This window comes from Thioalkalivibrio versutus (assembly GCF_001020955.1).
Classification (GTDB): domain Bacteria; phylum Pseudomonadota; class Gammaproteobacteria; order Ectothiorhodospirales; family Ectothiorhodospiraceae; genus Thioalkalivibrio; species Thioalkalivibrio versutus.
Map to the genome: position 1 here is coordinate 135703 of NZ_CP011367.1, position 17710 is coordinate 153412.

General features: G+C 67.3%; 14 protein-coding genes. 1 reads left to right on the forward strand and 13 read right to left on the reverse strand.

What is annotated here, in order from left to right:
• Positions 1–7: 7 nt before the first annotated feature.
• Genes TVD_RS00615 through TVD_RS00655 form a run of 9 tightly spaced genes read right to left on the reverse strand, consistent with a single transcriptional unit; the run spans position 8 to position 8926 of the window.
• Positions 8–1087, reverse strand: a complete 1080-nt coding sequence (locus tag TVD_RS00615; RefSeq protein WP_047250531.1) for a protein-glutamate methylesterase/protein-glutamine glutaminase — start codon at positions 1085–1087, stop codon at positions 8–10.
• Entirely contained in the window at positions 1088–1711 is a 624-nt protein-coding gene (gene cheD, locus TVD_RS00620; RefSeq protein ID WP_047250532.1) for a chemoreceptor glutamine deamidase CheD, read from the reverse strand.
• Positions 1711–2532: a CheR family methyltransferase gene (locus TVD_RS00625; RefSeq protein ID WP_019627608.1), complete on the reverse strand. Its 822-nt coding sequence runs from the start codon at positions 2530–2532 to the stop codon at positions 1711–1713. The genes cheD and TVD_RS00625 overlap by 1 nt, the downstream gene beginning before the upstream one ends.
• 35 nt (positions 2533–2567) lie before the next feature.
• Positions 2568–4805, reverse strand: a complete 2238-nt coding sequence (locus TVD_RS00630) for a methyl-accepting chemotaxis protein (RefSeq protein WP_047250533.1) — start codon at positions 4803–4805, stop codon at positions 2568–2570.
• 24 nt (positions 4806–4829) lie between these two features.
• Positions 4830–5609 carry a ParA family protein gene (locus TVD_RS00635; protein ID WP_047250534.1) on the reverse strand — a complete coding sequence of 260 codons (780 nt, stop codon included), beginning with the start codon at positions 5607–5609 and terminating at the stop codon, positions 4830–4832.
• Positions 5610–5630: 21 nt separating this feature from the next.
• Complete coding sequence (locus TVD_RS00640; protein ID WP_018938350.1) at positions 5631–6152, reverse strand: chemotaxis protein CheW; 522 nt, start codon at positions 6150–6152, stop codon at positions 5631–5633.
• A 20-nt stretch (positions 6153–6172) separates the two neighbouring features.
• Entirely contained in the window at positions 6173–8254 is a 2082-nt protein-coding gene (locus tag TVD_RS00645; protein WP_047250535.1) for a chemotaxis protein CheA, read from the reverse strand.
• Positions 8255–8256: 2 nt separating this feature from the next.
• Complete coding sequence (locus TVD_RS00650) at positions 8257–8619, reverse strand: response regulator (protein ID WP_018169253.1); 363 nt, start codon at positions 8617–8619, stop codon at positions 8257–8259.
• Complete coding sequence (locus TVD_RS00655) at positions 8612–8926, reverse strand: STAS domain-containing protein (protein ID WP_019568585.1); 315 nt, start codon at positions 8924–8926, stop codon at positions 8612–8614. The genes TVD_RS00650 and TVD_RS00655 overlap by 8 nt, the downstream gene beginning before the upstream one ends.
• Positions 8927–9157: 231 nt before the next feature.
• Between TVD_RS00655 and TVD_RS00660 the strand changes: the two genes are divergently transcribed.
• Positions 9158–11104, forward strand: coding sequence for a GNAT family N-acetyltransferase (locus tag TVD_RS00660; RefSeq protein WP_047250536.1), 1947 nt, complete (start codon positions 9158–9160; stop codon positions 11102–11104).
• Positions 11105–11113: 9 nt separating this feature from the next.
• Here TVD_RS00660 and TVD_RS00665 read toward each other — a convergent pair whose 3' ends face one another.
• The 4 genes from TVD_RS00665 to TVD_RS00680 all read right to left on the reverse strand — a co-directional run bounded on the left by TVD_RS00665 (position 11114) and on the right by TVD_RS00680 (position 17610).
• Entirely contained in the window at positions 11114–13129 is a 2016-nt protein-coding gene (locus TVD_RS00665) for a methyl-accepting chemotaxis protein (protein ID WP_047250537.1), read from the reverse strand.
• Between the two features lie 164 nt (positions 13130–13293).
• Positions 13294–15192 (reverse strand): ATP-binding cassette domain-containing protein, encoded by a 1899-nt coding sequence (locus tag TVD_RS00670; protein WP_018169249.1) that lies wholly within the window; start codon positions 15190–15192, stop codon positions 13294–13296.
• Positions 15193–15590: 398 nt separating this feature from the next.
• Complete coding sequence (locus TVD_RS14855; RefSeq protein WP_082119051.1) at positions 15591–15854, reverse strand: hypothetical protein; 264 nt, start codon at positions 15852–15854, stop codon at positions 15591–15593.
• 415 nt (positions 15855–16269) lie between these two features.
• Positions 16270–17610, reverse strand: a complete 1341-nt coding sequence (locus TVD_RS00680; protein ID WP_019568489.1) for an MFS transporter — start codon at positions 17608–17610, stop codon at positions 16270–16272.
• Positions 17611–17710 lie beyond the last annotated feature (100 nt).

Sequence of the window (17710 nt, forward strand, 5' to 3'; positions counted from 1 at the left end):
ATTGCTCCTATTGGCCGGATGCGGCGGCGTTGCGGTGGTCACGGATCAGGGACGCGGCGATGCCTCCCAGCGGCAGGACTTGCACCGCGGCGTCCAGTTTGACCGCTTCGCCAGGCATGCCCCAGACCAGGCTGGTGTTCTCGTTCTGGGCGATGGTGTGGGCGCCGGCGTCGCGCAGCGCTCGCAGACCGCGGGCGCCATCGTCGCCCATGCCGGTCAGCAGGGCGGCGACGACGTTGGCCCCCGCCTGCTCGGCGGCGGAGTTGAACAGCACGTCGACGCTGGGGCGGTGGCGGTTTACCGGGCCGCTCTGGTCGAGCCGGCAGATGTAGCGGGCGCCGTCGCGCGCCAGGCGCAGGTGGTAGTCGCTGCCAGGGGCCACATAGGCATGCCCCGGCATCACGATATCGCCGTCCTCGGCCTCTTTCACGCTGAGCGCGGTGTTGCGGTCCATGCGCTCGGCGAAGGCGCGGCTGAACCCCGCCGGGATGTGCTGGGTGATGAGGATACCCGGGGCGTCCGGTGGCAGGGCGACCAGGACCTCGCGCAGGGCCTCGGTGCCACCGGTGGAGGCGCCCAGGACGATGACCCGGTCGGTGGTTCGGAAACGTCCGCTGCCCGCGCTGGCCAGCCGCTGCGGTGCCGGGGCGGGGGTGGCGCTGCGCGCCTGCAGGCGGACGCGCGCCGCCGTGCGGACCTTGTCGATCAGCACGTCGGCATAGTCCTGCAGGGCGTGGGAGACATCCACCTTGGGCTTGGTGACAAAATCCACCGCGCCGACCTCCAGCGCCTCCAGGGTCACGTCGGCCCCTTCCTCGGTCAGTGACGAGACCATCACGACCGGCATCGGGCGCAGCCGCATCAGATTGCGCAGGAAGGTGATGCCGTCCATCTTCGGCATCTCCACATCCAGGGTCAGCACGTCCGGCTCGTGTTGTTTGATCTTGGTGCGAGCGTCGAAGGGGTCGGCTGCGGCAGCCACGACCTCGATGTCCGGCGCCTGGGACAGGATTTCCGTAAGCAGCTTGCGGATCAGGGCCGAGTCGTCGACGACCAGGACGCGAATGGGCTTGGAGGTGGCAGACATCTAGAAGAGCTCCACGTCGCCCTGCAGGGGGTCGTCCTGCAGTCGGCGGCGGTAGTCCTGCTCGCGTTCGAGCAGGGTGTTGTTGTGCAGGGACACGAGTTTCTTGACCCGTGCCCGCCCGGTGGCGGGAAAGAACACGACCTTGCGCGGCCAGCGCCCGCCTACGTCTTCCGCTACCAATTCCAGTTTCTCGTCACGGAGGAACCGGCGCATGAAGGCGATGTTGCCCGCGCCGACATCGCTCATTCCGGCCATCACGCGGCCACCGCCAAACATCTTGATGCGCAGATCCTCGCGCCGGGCTCCCAGCTTGAGCAGCTCGTTGATCAGGAACTCCATCGCGTGCGTACCGTAGCGGGTGGCGTTGGAGACGGCCGGTCCCCAGCCGCTGTCGCGGGCGCCATCCGGCAGCATGAAATGGTTCATGCCCCCGACCCCGGCCTCGGATGACCACACGCAGGCGGAGACGCAGGAGCCAAGCACCGTGGTGATCAGCTCCGAATGCGAGACCGAGACATAGCATTCGCCCGGCAGCAGCTTCGCCGCCGGGCAGGCATGCACCCGATCCCAGTAGCGATTGATGTGCGCGAAGGCGCCATCGTGCAGCTGCGGCAGGGCGGACATCAGCCGGCCCGCCGGTACAGCGTCTGTTCCAGCAGCCGGAAGTCTTCGGTCACGCGGAACAGGGACTCCGAATGGCCGATGAACAGGTAGCCCTCCGGGCGTAGCAGTGTGGCAAAACGCTCCACCAGCTGCTTCTGGGTCGGTTTGTCGAAGTAGATCAGCGTGTTGCGGCAGAAGATCACGTCCAGCGGGCCCTTCATCGGCCACGGATCGAACAGGTTCAGTTGGCGGAAGTGCACCATGGCGCGCAGCTCGTCGCGGATCTTTACCCGGTCCTCGTTGGCCCCCTTGCCGCGCAGCAGCCAGCGTTTCTGGCGTGCCCGCGGGATGCCGGTGACGCGCTTGGCGTCATAGACCCCGGCGTCGGCATGCTCGACCACGCGCGAGTCGATATCGGTGGCCAGGATGCGTACGTCATCCGGCGAGGGCAGGGCCTCGGCCAGGGTCATGGCGATGGAGTAGGGCTCCTCGCCGGTGGAGCACCCCGCCGACCAGACCTTCAGCGGGCCGTTCGGGTTGAGCCGTCGGATCTCCTGCAGCACTGGGCCGCCCAGCATCTCGAAGTGATGCGGTTCGCGAAAGAACGCGGTCAGGTTGGTGGTCAGCGCATTGATGAACTCCTCGAGTTCGCCCTCGTCACCCCCCTCGACCCGGTCCAGGTAGGTGTCGAAGGCGTCGAGACCGAGCACGCGCAGCCGCCGCGAGAGCCGGCTGAACACCAGTTCCTTCTTGCTCTCGTTGAGCATGATCCCGGTGCGTTCCTGGGTCAGGCGGGCTACGCGCCGGAAGTCGCGTTCGCTCAGGCGATCGGATGCGGCCAATCAGTCTCTCCCTGGCATGGGTTGAGTGTCGGGACTCAAAACTCTTCCCATTCTTCCGAGCTTTCCTGGCGCGAGGGCGCTGCAGCCGGACGCTTGGCGGCGGCGTTGCCACCGGCAGAGGCCGGGCGCTTCAGCCCGCCGGCGCTCCCGGAGGCGGGCTGCGGGGCCGGCTTGGCGTTCGGTTGTTTCATCGAGCGGCCAGCGGCCGCGGACTGTTCGCCCTTGAAGAAGCTCATCAGGTCCAGCAGTTCGCGTGACTGGTCGTCCAGTGACTCGCTGGCGGCCGCGGCCTCTTCGACCAGGGCGGCGTTCTGCTGGGTGACCTCGTCGAGCTGGGTCACGGCCTTGTTGATCTCGTCGAGTCCGGTGGACTGCTCCTCGCTGGCGGCGGCGATCTCGGCAATGATGTCGGAGACCTTCTTCACCGAGTCGACGATCTCCTCCAGCGCCTTGCCGGAGTTGTCGACCAGCTTGCTGCCCTCGCCAATGCGCTCCACCGAGTCGTTGATCAGGGTCTTGATCTCCTTGGCGGCCTGGGCACTGCGCTGTGCGAGGTTGCGCACCTCGGTGGCGACCACCGCGAAGCCGCGGCCCTGCTCGCCGGCGCGGGCGGCTTCCACTGCCGCGTTGAGCGCCAGCAGGTTGGTCTGGAATGCGATCTCGTCGATCACACCGATGATGTCGGCGATCTTCTTCGACGACTGGTTGATCTCGCCCATAGCCGAGACCGTCTTCTCCACGACCTGGCCGCCTTCCTGCGCCTTGTCACGCGCGGCGCTGGCGAGCTGATTGGCCTGGCGGGCATTGTCGGCGTTGGATTTCACCGTGGAGGTCATCTCCTCCATCGAAGAGGCCGTTTCCTCCAACGAGGAGGCCTGCTCTTCCGTGCGCTGGGACAGGTCGGTGTTGCCCTGGGCGATCTCGGCCGAGGCCGAGCGCACGTTGCCGGCGCCCTCGAGGATCTGCCCGACCAGGTTATCGATGTTCTCCAGCGTGCCGTGGATCGCGTCACGGAACTCCGCGAATTCGCCCTTGAAGTCGCCTTCCAGGCGCGCAGTCAGATCGCCCTCGGCCATGGCCTGCATCACGCGCGAACCTTCACGCAGTGGCGGGACCACGGCATCCAGCAGCTCGTTCACGCCCTCGGCGATGTTCTTCACGAAGCCGTCGTAGTCGTCCGGGCTCAGGCGCTCGTTCAGCTTGCCGCGTGCGGCGTCGCGGATCAGCTCGTCGATGTCCTTTTCCGCCATGCGCAGATCGGTAACATCGGACAGCTCCACCATGTAGCCGGAGAACTCGCCATCTTCGTCCTTGAGCTCCGTGGCGTTCAGGTCAATCTGCAGTTCGCCGGTCTTCAGGGAGTACTTTTCCGGAAGTCTGTCGGCATCACCACCGCGCGGCCGCGGGGCATCCTGATAGAACTCGGCCAGCCCGCAGCCCTGCGGCTTCAAGGGGTCGAAGTCGCGCGCGAGTTCCTGCAGCTGGGTACGGTGCTCGCGCAGCAGCTCCATCGCAGCCGGGTTGGCATAGGCGACCTTCATCTGCTCATCGGTCAGCAGCTGGGCCTGGGTCGCGCCCTTGAAGGCCGAGCGCAGCCGGGCGCGTTCGCGTTCCAGCTCGTTAATGTCGGTGATGTCCTGCCACTCGACCATGTTGCCGATGATGCGGCCGTTGTCGTCGGTGATGCCGGAGGCCTGCAGCTTGAAGTCGATGCCGCCGACCTCGATCTCTGCGGTGTACGGCAGCATCGCCGGATTCGACAGGATGGCACGTTGGTGCGACGGGTCCTTGTGAAACTGGTCAATGGACTGGCCGATCAGATTGTCCGGGTCGAAGTCCGGGAATGCCTGGCGGATGGCATCGCGCCGATCGCGCAGAAAGGACAGTACGGACGAGTTGGCGTAGATGATGTTCATGTCGGCGTCGCACATCATCACCGCCATCTTCGAGCCTTCGCAGGCGGCCTTCATGAAGCGGCTGTCCATCATTTCGTCCGGGGTTTCCTGGGTGGCATCGGTTTGCGGATTGGCGGCCATGGGGGTGTCCTCGCTTTGCTTGTTCGTCTGGCGTGATGCCGGGGTGCGGCGACGCGCGGGTTTGTTCGTTTTCTTGGAAGTGTCGGTTTGTGGGCCGGATAGGGGCTCGGGCGTGGCCGTAGCGGTCGGCTGGGGCGCGGTCGAGGGCTCGTCGCCGCTCGCCTCGCCGGCCGCGCCGGATTCGTCCAGCCAGCCCAGCGGGTCGTTGCCCAGCTTGTTGCGTTTGCGTGTCGTCATGGCCCGTTCTCCCTGGCTCGAGGCTCAGGCGTGTGCCGCCGTCGGGCGGGTGGTTGTTGGTGCCCCGGCCGCGACCAGGTCGGCGGCCAGTTGCTGAAAGTCCCCGGCCGCGCGGTGGCGCGGCTGGTACTCGAATATCGTCTGCCCGAAGCTCGGGCTCTCGGCCAGCACCACCGTCTCGCGGATGGTGGTCGGCAGCAGCGCCTCGGCGAAGTGCTCGCGGATGCGTTCGCGGACCTCGCGGGCATGCCGGCGTTGCTCGACAAAGCGCGACAGCACGATCCACTTCTTGCGGGTCGAGCCCAGGCGCGCCTCGACGCCCTGGAGGATGCGCATCAGCCGCGACAGGCCGTTCAGGGCCAGGAAGTCACCGGCCACGGGGATCAGCATCTCGTCGGCCGCGATGATCGCGTTCATTCCCAGCAAGCCCGCCGAAGGCGGGCAGTCGATCAGCACGAAATCGAATGGCTGCTCCAGTGCGTCCAGGGCCTTCTTCAGGCGCCAGCCGCGTTCGGCGCCGCCCTCATTCAGGTTCTCGACCTCCTGCAGCTGATCCCCGGCCGCGACGATCTGCAGTCCGTTGCCGGCCTCGCTGAAGGCATCCTGCAACCGGGCCCCGTCCTGCAGTACGCGGTCCAGGCCGGCGGGGTCTTCCAGCCCGAAGGCCATGCTCAGGTGGCCTTGCGGGTCGGCGTCGATCGCCAGCACCCGGTAGCCCTGCAGGGCCAGGGCATGGGAGAGGTTCAGGGTCACCGTTGTCTTTCCGACCCCGCCTTTCTGGTTGATCACCGCGATGGTTCGCATGGTCCGTGTGCGAGGTCGGGCTTACGCCGTCGCCTCGGCTTCGATGGCATCGGCGCTGGCGATCAGGCCCGGACCCAGAAGGGTGTCGATGTCCAGCACCAGGATCATCTGTTCCTCGACGGTCGCCAGACCGCGTACAAAGTTGACCCCGATGCGGGTCCCGAAGTCGGGTGCCGGCTGCAGGTTGTCCGAGCCGATGTTGTAGACCTCGGAGACCGCATCCACGACCACGCCCATTACGCGTTCGCGTTCCTCGCCGACCACGCGCAGCATGATGACCACCGTAGTGGGGCCGTACTCCAGCGGCTCCATGCCGAAGCGCAGACGCATGTCGATGATCGGCACAATCATGCCGCGCACGTTGATCACGCCGCGGATGTAGTCCGGCGTGTTGGGCAGGGGTGTGGGGCGTTCCCAGCCCTTGATCTCCTGCACCCGCAGGATGTCCACGCCGTATTCTTCCTCCGCGAGGATGAAGGTGAGGTACTGGTCCTCGCCGGCGGTGGCCGGGTCGTGGATCGATTGGGTTGCGTCGTTCGCCATTGCGTTCGGCTCCTTGATGATCAGGCCGCGCGGGTATCGCGCCCGCTGGCCATGCGCGCGATCCCGGCGACATCCAGGATCAGGGCCACCTGGCCGTCCCCCAGGATGGTCGCGCCGGCCGTGCCGGGGACCTTGCGGAAATTGGTTTCCAGCGTCTTGATGACCACCTGTTGCTGACCGAGCAGGTCATCGACCCGCAGCGCCACGCGCTGGTCGTCGGCCTCGGCCACCACCAGCAGGGCGCGTTCCGGCAGTGGGCTGGGCTCGGTACGGCCGAACAGGGCCGCGAGGTCGACGATCGGAATGTATTCGTCCCGGAGGCGGTACAGGGGCAGCTTGCCGAAGACCTGTTTCACGCTCTCTGGCAGGGTCTGGAGCGACTCGACGATCGCGATCAGCGGGATCACGAAGGTCTCCTCGCCGATCTTCAGCAACTGGCCATCCATGATCGACAGTGTCAGCGGCAGGCGGATGGTCAGGCGCGAACCCTTGCCGGGTTCCGACTCCAGCTCGACGTTGCCGCCGAGACCGCGGATATTCTTCTTGACCACATCCATGCCGACCCCGCGACCCGACAGGTCGCTGACCTGGTCGGCCGTGGACAGGCCGGGTTCGAAGATCAGCTGCAGGATCTCGTGGCGGTCCGGATGCTGGTTGGGTCCAACGAGGCCGGCATCGCGGGCCTTGGCGAGGATGCGGTCGGCGTCCATGCCCTTGCCGTCGTCGCGGATCTCGATGACCACGTTGCCACCCCGGTGGAAGGCCTCCAGGGTGACCTGGCCGGTCTCCGGCTTGCCGGCCGCAGCGCGTTCTTCGGGCATTTCAATGCCGTGGTCCACCGCGTTGCGCACCAGGTGCACCAGCGGGTCGCCCAGGTGCTCCATGACGGTCTTGTCGACCTCGGTGTATTCGCCCTTCAGGGTCAGCTCGATCTGCTTGCCCAGCTGCCCGGAGATGTCGTGTACCAGCCGTGGAAAGCGGTTGAAGACCTGCGCGATCGGCACCATGCGGATGCTCATCACGCTTTCCTGCAGCTCGCGGGTATTGCGTTCCAGTTCGCCCAGTCCGGTGCGCAGGCGCTCGATCTGCGCCTCCATCTGCGAAGGGTCTTCCTCGAGTTGTTCGCTGATGTCGGTCAGCATTGACTGGGTGATGACCAGTTCGCCCACCATGTCGATCAGGGCGTCGATCTTGCCGGTGTTCACCCGCATGGAGCTGGACTCCGAGCCGCGTGTGCCACTGGCGCCGCGTGCGGCCGGTGTCTCCGGCTGGCTGTCGGATGGTGCGGCCGTCTCGGGGGTTAGTGCGGGCGCATCAGCGGTCGGTTCGCCGCCCGAGTCGCCGCCCGAGTCGCCGCCCGATTCGAGAGGCTCGATCTCCAGATCGCATTCGTCCTCGACCCATTCGAAGACCTCCTGGATCTGGTCGCGGGTGGCATCGCCTTCCAGCTCCAGGGTCCAGGCGAGGTGGCAGTCCTCCGGATCGAAGGCATCGACGCTGTCCGGCAGGCGGTCGGTGTCGCAGTGCACGGTCAGCCTGCCCAGTTCCTCCAGCACTTCGAACATGCGCAGGGGGTCGTTGCCGGTGCGCATCAGGTCCGCGTAGGGCCGGAAGTGGATTCGCCAGCCGCGCGGGCCACCGTGATCCCCGCCGCTGGAGCCATCGGTACTATCGCCGCCACCGGCTGCCGGCGGGTTCCCGGCTTCGCTGGCGGGCACGGCATCTCCCAGGTGGGCCTCGATCAGGGCGCGCACTTCGGCTACCTCGGCGGGGTCGGCCTCGCCGCCATCGCGGGCGGCGTGCAATTGCGCGCGCAGAGTGTCCACCGCGCGCAGGAGGAGGTTCACCGTCTCCGGGGCCACCTCCTGCTCGCCGTTGCGCATGCGGTCCAGCAGGGTCTCCACGCCATGGGTGAACCCGGAGATCGCGCCGAACCCGAAGGTCCCGGCTCCGCCCTTGATCGAGTGGGCGCAGCGGAAGATCGTGTTCAGCGTCTCCGGGTCGCCGTCGTCCAGCGCGAGGAGTTCGGTCTCCATGCGCTCCAGCCCCTCGAAGCTCTCCTCGAGAAAGGCATCGATGAACTGGGCCATGTCGATCGACATGACTAGCGCAGCACCCGGTTCACGGTGTTCATCAGCTGGTCGGGGTCAAACGGCTTGACCAGCCAGCCCGTCGCGCCGGCCGCCTTGCCTTCCTGCTTCTTCTCCGGCCCGGCCTCGGTGGTGAGCACCAGAATGGGGGTGAACTTGTAGTCGCCCAGCTTGCGCAGCTCGCGGGTCAGCTGCAGGCCGTCCATGGCGGGCATGTTCACGTCCGTGATCACCAGATCCGCCTTGGCGCCCTGGGCCTTGCTCAGGCCATCCTTGCCGTCGCGGCCCTCGACGACCTCGTGCCCGGCCTGCTTGAGGGTGAATGCGACCATCTGGCGCATCGAGGCGGAATCGTCCACCACCAGAACCTTAGCCATTGATGTCTCCTGAATCCTTGTCGTCGTGTTGTGCGGCGCTCGACGCAAAACCGTCTTCGGGTGCGCCCAGTGCCTGCAGGGCCTGGGCCAGAACCGCGCTGGTCCCGATGAGCGAACAGCCTTGCGCCTTGCGGGCGGCCGAATGGCGGGCCATCAGCAGGACCTGCACGCCGGCGGCGTCCACATCATTCACAGCCGCCGAGTCCAGCTGCAGGTCTTCGCCGGCATCCAGTGCCGCGCGCAGTTCCTGCCAGCATTCGGCTGCGGTATCGATGCGCAGGCGTTCCGGCAACGCAATGGGGGTCATCTGCAGTAACCTTCTCTTGTCTGGGTGAACACTGTACAGGTTTTGTACAGGCTTGTTCCAGTCCTGTGTAGAAATCTTGTACGGCTGGGAGCAAGAAAACTTGAGACGCACTTCACCTTGATCAGCCGATAAAGGGCTGGATTTTTGGCTCGACAGTCTGGACATCTCGCCGCTTTCAGCTCAGGAAACCCGCTTGTCTCACGTGTCATTTGATCGGAAGGAGCCGCCGATATGCAGGCCCGTACGCTCTATCGCCTGACCACCGATGCCGCAGCCTGTCAGGTGGCTGCGAACTGGCTGCGGGCTGCGGCGGTGGAGGGGCCGGTGCTGTGGGTGGGCCGCTCGCCGCCCGACGGGGTGCCACATGTGGCACCGGCGCAGGCTGGGCATTGGCTGGGGCACGAGGTACAGGCCCTGGTATTCGAGGCCGGGCAACCGCTCGCGGTGGACGCGCTGGTCACGGTCGCAGGCCTGCTGCTCGGCGGTGGCACCCTGGTCATCCTCGACGGCACCGGCGGAGACGGGGCGTTTGCCCGCCGCTGGCAGGCGGCGCTGGCCGAGCCGTGGGTGCGGACGGTGGAGCCACCGTCGGCGGATCGACGGCCCGGAATCATGCCGAGGGCGGCGGGCCCGTTTGCGTGGACGCCGGATCAGGCCGTCGCGCTGGGGCATTTGGCGGGACTCGCGCCGGGCGAATGTGTGGCGTTGACCGCCCCGCGTGGCCGCGGCAAGTCGACCCTGCTGGGCGAGTTCCTGGGCACGGCACTGCAGCGCGGCGAATCCACGATCACGCTGACGGCGCCGGGACCACGGGCCGTGGACGCATTGCTGGCACGCGCCCGACATTGGACACCCGCGCCGGAACGGTACTACCGGGCCCCGGACGTTTTGCTGGAACAGGCGGAACCGCTGGATACCTTGATCATCGACGAGGCTGCGAGCATGCCGGTCGAGCGCCTGCTTCAGTTGGCCCGGTTGGCACGGCGCCTGGTGCTGGCGACCACGACCGGCGGCTTCGAGGGGAGCGGGCAGGGCTTTCGGCTGCGTGTGCTGCCGGCCCTGGAGGGGGCGGGCTTTCGCGTACGGCTACAGACCCTGGATACACCGGTTCGCTGGGCTCCGGGCGATCCGCTCGAGGACTGGCTGAATCGGCTGTTCCTGTTGGAGGCGGCGAGTCGCCCCCCGGTCTCCCAGGCCGTGCGGCTGCGCTGGAGCACGGGCGCGGCGCTCGCGGACACGCCGCAAACCCTGGAGGCGGTAATGGGCCTGCTGGCGGACGCCCATTACCGCACACGGCCCTCCGATCTGGCGCGCTGGCTGGATGATGCGGGTGTTCACCTGCTGCTGCTGGAAGGGGCGGCGGATGGCGCCCTGTTCGGGGTGGTTCTGATCCAGGAAGAGGGGGGACTGGAGCGCGCGCTAGCCGAAGCGGTTTGGTCGGGCGAACGGCGCCCGCAGGGGCATTTCCTGCCGTGCACCGTTGCGGCCCGGGGTGACTTCGACCTGGCGGGGGAGGGCGCGTGGCGCATTCAGCGCATTGCGGTGCATCCGCACTGGCAGGGGCTGGGCCTGGGGGGGCGTCTGTTGCGTGCGGTCGAGGACCGGGCTGGTGCCAAGGGGGTGGCGCTGATTGGCGCGAGTTTCGGGCTGCAACCTGTGTTGCTGCACCTTTGGCAGCGCGCGGGTTATGGCCTGGTGCGAGTCGGCATCCAGCCGGATGCGGCCAGTGGCCAGGTGAGCGGCGTGGTCCTGCGTGCGACCGCGCCCCGATTGCAGCCCCGGCTGCAACAAGCACTGGCGGCCTTTCGGCGCGACTGGCCGGTGTGGCATCCACGGTTCCTGCCGGACACCACCGCGGCCATGGTGAGCGAAGTCCTCGGGGATCAGGATGCGGAGGGCGATTGTTGCTTGTCGCTGGTTGACCCGGTGGCGGATCTGAAGGAGGTCCGAGCCTTTTCCCAGCGGGCGCGGCCCCTGGAGTGGGCGCTTCCCGCGTTGCTGCGGCAGTTGGCGGTGGCGCCGCCGGACGAGCCGGAAGGTCAGCTGCTCGAGGCGAGCCTGGCGCAGCCCATCGACTGGGACCGACTGGCACGCGAGCTGGAGGTTTCCGGGCGGCGCGGCGTCACCCGAAGGTTGCGTCGCGCCGCCCGGAACTGGCTGGAGGCCCGGAGTCTGTAACCCGCCCGGTCAGAGCCGGAACTGGGCCAGTGCCTGCTGGATCTCCTTCTCTACCTGCTTGAGCTCGTCGGAGGCGGCGCTGACGCGGTCGGCGGTATTGGCCGACTGATCCGCCTCGTCGGAGATCTGCACGATGTTGCGGTTGATGTCCTCGACTACCGTGCTCTGTTCGCGCGAGGCGACCGCGATCTGCTCGGTCATCTCCACGATCGTGGTCACCGACTGGCGGATCTGTTGCAGGGCACCGTTCACCTCGGAGGTGTGCTCCATGGTGGCCTCGGCCTCTTCCTGGCCGTGCTGCATGGCCTTCACCGCGCTGGTGGTGGCGGACTGCAGGCGCGCGATCATGGTTTCGATCTCGTCGGTGGATTCCTGCGTACGGGTCGCCAGCTTGCGTACCTCGTCGGCCACCACCGCGAAGCCACGGCCGTGTTCACCGGCGCGGGCGGCCTCGATGGCCGCGTTCAGGGCCAGCAGGTTGGTCTGTTCGGCCACGCCACGGATCACCTCGAGGATGGTCCCGATCTGCTTCGAGTCCTCGCCCAGTTTGGCCACGGTGTCGGCCGCCTGTTCGACCGTCCCGAGCAGCGAGGCCATGGACTCGATGTTCTTGCTCATCACCTCGGAGCCGTTGTTCACTGCATTCCCGGCCTCCTGGCCCGCCTGGGAGGTCGCATCGGTGTTGCGGGCGATCTCCTCGGCGCTGCTTTGCAGTTCGTTGATCGCGGTGGCGACGCGGTCGGTCTCGTCGCGCTGGCGCGAGACGGCCTCGCGGGCCTGGTAGGCCTCCTGGTTCAGGTTCTCGGTGGCGCGATTCAGCGTCTCGGTGCCGCCGCGGGCATTGCCGATGGCCTGGGCGATCTTGTCGGTGAAGCGGTTGAAGGCCCGGCCCAGCTGTGCGGTTTCGATCAGGCCGTTCTCGTCCAGGCGGCGGCTCAGGTCGCCGTCGCCGTCCGCGATCTCCTCGAGTGCCGCGGTCGAGTGGGCCAGGGCGCGCCGGACCACCAGGATGATGAACACCGCGCCGGCCAAGCCCAGGATCACGCCAATCAGGGCCAGTACGCCCTGGGTGGTCTGGGTCGCGCGCATGTCGGCGGTCAGCGCGGCGGCGCTGCGCTCGGCGCGATTGGTAATCCGCTCGCTGAGTCCCTGGAGGTGGTCACGCGCCTCGATCAGCACGGGCCCGATCTCGGTACGGATCAGGTAGGCGTCTTGCAGTGCCTGTTCACTGCCGTGGATCTCGATCAGGTCATCCAGCGCCGTGTTCTGGGTGTCCAGCGCCCCCTGGAAGTCCTCCAGCGCGATCTGCTGTTCGAAGTCCAGATCGTCGAACTGGTCCATCAGTTGTGCGGTGATGTCGTTGGTGCGGGTCGAGAACAGTCGGACATTCTCGCGGAATGCATCGTCCCGGAAGGCGATAAAGCCGCGCAGGTTCGAGGTGACCTGCACCACCGACATACGCAGGTCATGCAGGGTGTCGAGACGATCCCAGGACCGCTGGAAGCGCGGGAGGCCCATCTCGGCGCTGATCATCATGTTGGTCTGCTGGGTCATCTCGCGGCTGGCGGGGTTGGCCCGGGCATTGGCGATGCCCAGCGCCGGCATGTTTTCGGCGGGGTTTTCGGCCACCTCGATCAGTCGGTCCTCGAAGCTGGCGAACTGGTTGACCAGGCGGCGGACCTCGGTTGCGCTGGCGGACAGTTCCTCGTCGGCAGCGATCACCGGGTTCTCGTTCAGGGCCCGGGTTGCGCCATCGAGTTCACGCATCGCGTTTTGCCACGCGTCGCGGTGAGACTGCTCCTCGCTCATCAGGTAGAACCCGAGAAACGCCGCGCTCTCCTGCAGCAATTGCTCGACGTCGTTGACCCGGGCCACCGCCGGGTAGTCGGCCTGGGTGAGCTGCTCAACCCCTTGGCTGCCCGTACTCATCGCGCGCAGGGCCAGCAGGGAGTTGATGATCAGGATGGCAACCACCAGGCCAAAGCCGGCGATCAGTAGCCCCCGAATGGAGAGTTTGTCCAGCATGCGATGACTCCTTCTGGGCGCCTTGTGTCCGGCGCTTCACGAACCGGCCGCGGCCATTACGACCGCGGACTCGAAAGGTGGTGATTCAACCCCTGTTACGGCCGGCCGCGCTCAGAGTTGAGCCGGTTATTCAGGGAGTCGCCGGAGGATAGACGTGCCGGGGCCTAGTCGGATTCCAGCTGTTCCCAGCGCTCGTAGCAGAGGGCCAGTTCTGACTCGACGGCTTCGAGCCGCGTCTGCAGTTCGCGCATGCGGTCACCGTCGCGCAGGGCATCCGGCTCGGTCATGGCCGTGGTCAGGCTTTGCTGTTCCTGTTCCAGGGCCTCGATCTGTGCCGGCAGGGCCTCCAGTTCGCGCGCGGTCTTGTAGGACCGTTTGCGTGGGGTCGCCGGTGCCGGCTCGGGTGCGGGCGCCGCGGGTTTGGCCGCGGGCTCGGCCTTCGCGGTCGCTCCGGACTCGCCCTCCAGCAGGCGCCGGGTGACCCGTTCGGGCAGGTCGGACCAGCCGCCGACGAACTCCTCGACCGCGCCATCGCCCGGCAGGACCAGGGTGGAGGTCGCGACGTTGTCGAGGAACGAGCGGTCGTGACTGACCACGATAACGGTGCCGGTGTACTCGATCAGCAGCTGCTCCAGCAGCTCCAGGGTCTCCACGTCGAGGTCGTTGGTCGGCTCGTCGAGCACCAGCAGGTTCGCCGGGCGCAGGAACAGCTTCGCCAGCAGCAGGCGGTTGCGCTCGCCCCCCGACAGCGCCGATACCGGCTGGCGGGCACGCGCGGGCGGGAACAGGAAGTCTTCCAGATAGGACAGGATGTGGCGGCTCTCGCCGTTGACCATGACCCGGTCGCGACCCTCGCCGACCGCATCCTGAACCGTGGTCGCCTCGTCCAGGCGGGCACGGGCCTGGTCGAAGTAGGCGATCTCCAGCTGGGTGCCCAGCTTGACGCTGCCTGCGAGCGGCTCCATCTGGCCCAGGAGCCCGCGCAGCAGGGTGGTCTTGCCCGCCCCGTTGGGTCCGACGATGCCCAGGGCATCCCCGCGCTGCAGCAGCAGGTTCACGTCGCGCACGATGGGGGTGTCGTAGCCGAAATCGGCGTGTTCTGCCTCGATCACCAGGCGTCCGGAGCGTTGCTCCGGACTCAGCTTCATTTTCACCTGGCCGCCGCGTTCCCGACGTTCGGCACGCTTGCGACGCAATGCCTGGAGTGCCCGCACGCGTCCTTCGTTACGGGTGCGTCGCGCCTTGATGCCCTGGCGCACCCAGACCTCCTCCTGGGCCAGCTTGCGGTCGAACTCCGCGCGCTGGGTGGCCTCCGTTTCCAACCTTTCGGCCTGGCGCTCGCGGAAGGCCTCGATGGATGGTGGGTGCTCGTACAGATGCCCGCGGTCCAGCTCGAGGATGCGCGTGGCCACGCTCTCCATGAACTGGCGATCATGGCTGATGAATACCACGGTCAGTCCGCTTTCGATCAGGAACTGTTCCAGCCAGCGGATCGCGGCCACGTCCAGGTGGTTGGTGGGTTCGTCGAGCAGCAGCAATTGCGGGCGTTGCACAAGCTCGCGCGCCAGCCACACCCGTCGCTTCAGCCCGCCCGACAGCGCGGCGAACTGCGCCTCGGGATCCAGGCTCAGGTGCGAAATCGTGGTCTCCACCCGGTTCTGCAGGCTCCAGCCGTCGATGGCGTCGAGTTTCGATTGCACCGGCCCCATCTTGTCCAGGGCGTCCATGTCACCCGATGCCGCGGCCTGGCTCAGGTGGTGGAAGCGTTCCAGCAACCGGCCGGCCTCGCCGAGGCCTTCGGCGACCACGTCAAAGACCGTCCCTTCGATTCCGGGCGGTAGTTCCTGGGTCAGGTAGGCGGTGGTCAGGCCATCCTGGCGGGTCAGTTCGCCGGAATCGGCCTGGGCCTCGCCGGTGATGACCTTGAGCAGGGTGGACTTGCCCTCGCCGTTGCGCCCGGCGATCGCGACGCGTTCGCCGGGCTCCAGGCTCATGTTGACGCCGTCGAGCAGGGAGGCCATGCCGTAGGCCAGGTGGATGTTGCGCAGGGTGAGCAGTGCCATTCGAATTCCGGTCGCGAGCAAGTGTTGTTGCGGGCGCCAAGACTATCACCTTGGCGTGCCGTAGCGCGCACCGTGAGCCCTTTCAGGCTCTCCATTCCGGAGCAGGAATCGCATTCTTTCTACCGCCTTCCGGGAGAGGCTGGCCCTGGTTCGTCGTCGGTGTTTACGGTGCCTTCGTCGGGCCTCCTGCCGCGTTGTGGCAGACCATGGTTCGGCATCTGGTGTTTGCGGTGGCTCCGGTCCGCCGCCTGCCACGCGCTCTCTCGCGAGCGCACCGCGAGGTCCTTTCTTGCTTGCCCAAGAAAGGACCCAAAGAAGGGCACCCGGATTTCGCCCGGGAACCTCGCTCCGGACGCGCTGGGCCGGCGGCGCTGAACTCGCTACGCCTACGGCTTCGCTCAGACATCCAGCGCCTTCTTCCGGCCCATCACGCCCTCCGCGAGGGGCTCCATACGGGAGGAGAAGGTCAAAACAGGCGGCATCTCGTAGGGTGCGGTTGAGCCCAGCGAAACGCACCATCTCCCACGCCGTGCGAAACCCTGATGCGATTCGCTGCGCTCATCACATCCTACGCCCCTACCCCCCGGCGCCCGCCACGCGGGCGCGGCACGCCATGGCCAAAGGCCACGCGTGCCGAAGATGTATGAAGACCTAGCCATCATCCACTGGCAAGAACGCTGGGATAGCCGTTGTTTTGACCTGCCTCCCCGTTGTCGTCGCGCCGAGTGGAGAGGCTTTTCGCGGGATTCAAGGCGCTGGATGTCTGAGCGGAGCCGCAGGCGCAGCGAGTTCAGCGCCGCCCGCGAAAAGCCTCGGAGCGAGGGAAACCCCGGCCCGCGCAGCGGGCCGGGGTCGCGGCAGTCGGGCGTGTTTCTTGGGTACTTCTTTGCACGAGCAAAGAAGTACCTCGCGGTGCGCTCGCGAGAGAGCGCGTGGCAGGCGGCCGGACGAAGGCACCGTAAACACCGGAGGACGAACCCGGACCAGCCACAACTAGGCAGGCGGCTGGGCGAAGGCATGTAAACACCGACGACGAGCCGTGGCCAGCCGGCGGAGTCGGCGGGGACGAGGCGGGCGTCAGGCTTCGCCCATGAGCCAGGCGCTCACGGCGCCGGCGAGGCTCATCAGCGCGAGCACGAAGATGGCGACTTCGGTGCCGGCCAGCTGGGCCAGCAGGCCGAACAGGCCGCCGATCAGTAGCAGGCCGCCGATGACGGTGTTGCTGACGGCGGTGAACGCGGCGCGCGTTTCCTGGGTTGCCATGTCGACCAGGTACGTCTTGCGGCCCAGACGCACGCCGGCATGGCTGACCCCGAGCAGGAAGAACAGGGTCGCATAGACCCAGCCGCCGGGAACCAGCGCGTGGTCGGTGCCGACGGGCGCGAGCCAGACGCTCAGGGCGACCGCGATGCCGAGGCCAGCCGCGAGGAGTCCCGAGAGGATCAGGACCCAGCGGGCGGAGCGGTCGGACAGCCGGCCCCAGACCGGGGCGCTGACGGCCGAGGCCAGGCCGCTGGCGAGGATCAGCAGGCCCAGGGTGCCCAGATCACCGGCGGTCGCGTCCTCCGCGAGCAGGACGTAGAAGGGCAGTGCCAGGGCCGTGCTCATCAGCAGCGCGCGGGTCAGGACGAAGTGACCGAAGGCGCGGTCGGTCCACAGCAGGCGCATCGACTTGATGGCCTCGGTGACGGCGTTGCCGCCACCCTCGGTGGCACCCGGATCCTCGCGCAGCCGGGTGAAGGTCGCGGCGGCGATCCACCAGGCCCCGGCCGAGGCGGCCAGCAGGGCCACGAACACGCCAATGCCGGCCTCTTCCAGGTTCGCGAGCGTGAGGTAGATGCCCAGCCCCAGGGTGAAGAACCCGGCCAGCGACGCGGCGTAGCCCATCACCGTGCCGCGGCGATGCTTGGCGATGGTCTTGCCCAGCACATCCTTGGCCGCGACCGAGTTGATCCCGCGCGAAAGCGCAAAGACCACCAGTAGCCCGAGGATGGCCCAGCCGGCGGCTGCACCCTCCAAGGTCAGCGCGACCACGGCCATGCCGGCCACCGCGAGCCCGGAGAGCAGGCTGCCGAGGATCCAGAAGCCCTTGCGGATGGCCCGCCGCCGGATGGCGGCGGCCACGAACAACTGCGGCAGCAGCGAGCCGGACTCGCGGATCGGGACCAGGAAGCCGGCGAAGGCGGCCGGGGCCCCCAGGGCGCCCAAGAGCCAGGCGAGGACCAGGCGGGCCGAGGCCAGCTCGTCGCCGATCTTGCTCAGGGTGTTGGAGACCAGGTGGACGAAAAAGTTGGTCGGCTGGGCGCTGCAGGCGTTTTCCGGAATGTCCTTGCAGACGCGCGCATCCTCGTCCCCGGCGATGGTTTCGTACAGGGAGATCAGCGGGCGCGGCAGCTTGTCCGGGTCACTCTCGGCCATCGGTTTCTCCTGTCAGAGTGCCATTCGTATCGCCTCGTCATTGCGAGGAGCCGAAGGCGACGTGGCAACCTCCGGACGCTGGCAGAGCGGCGGGACTCGG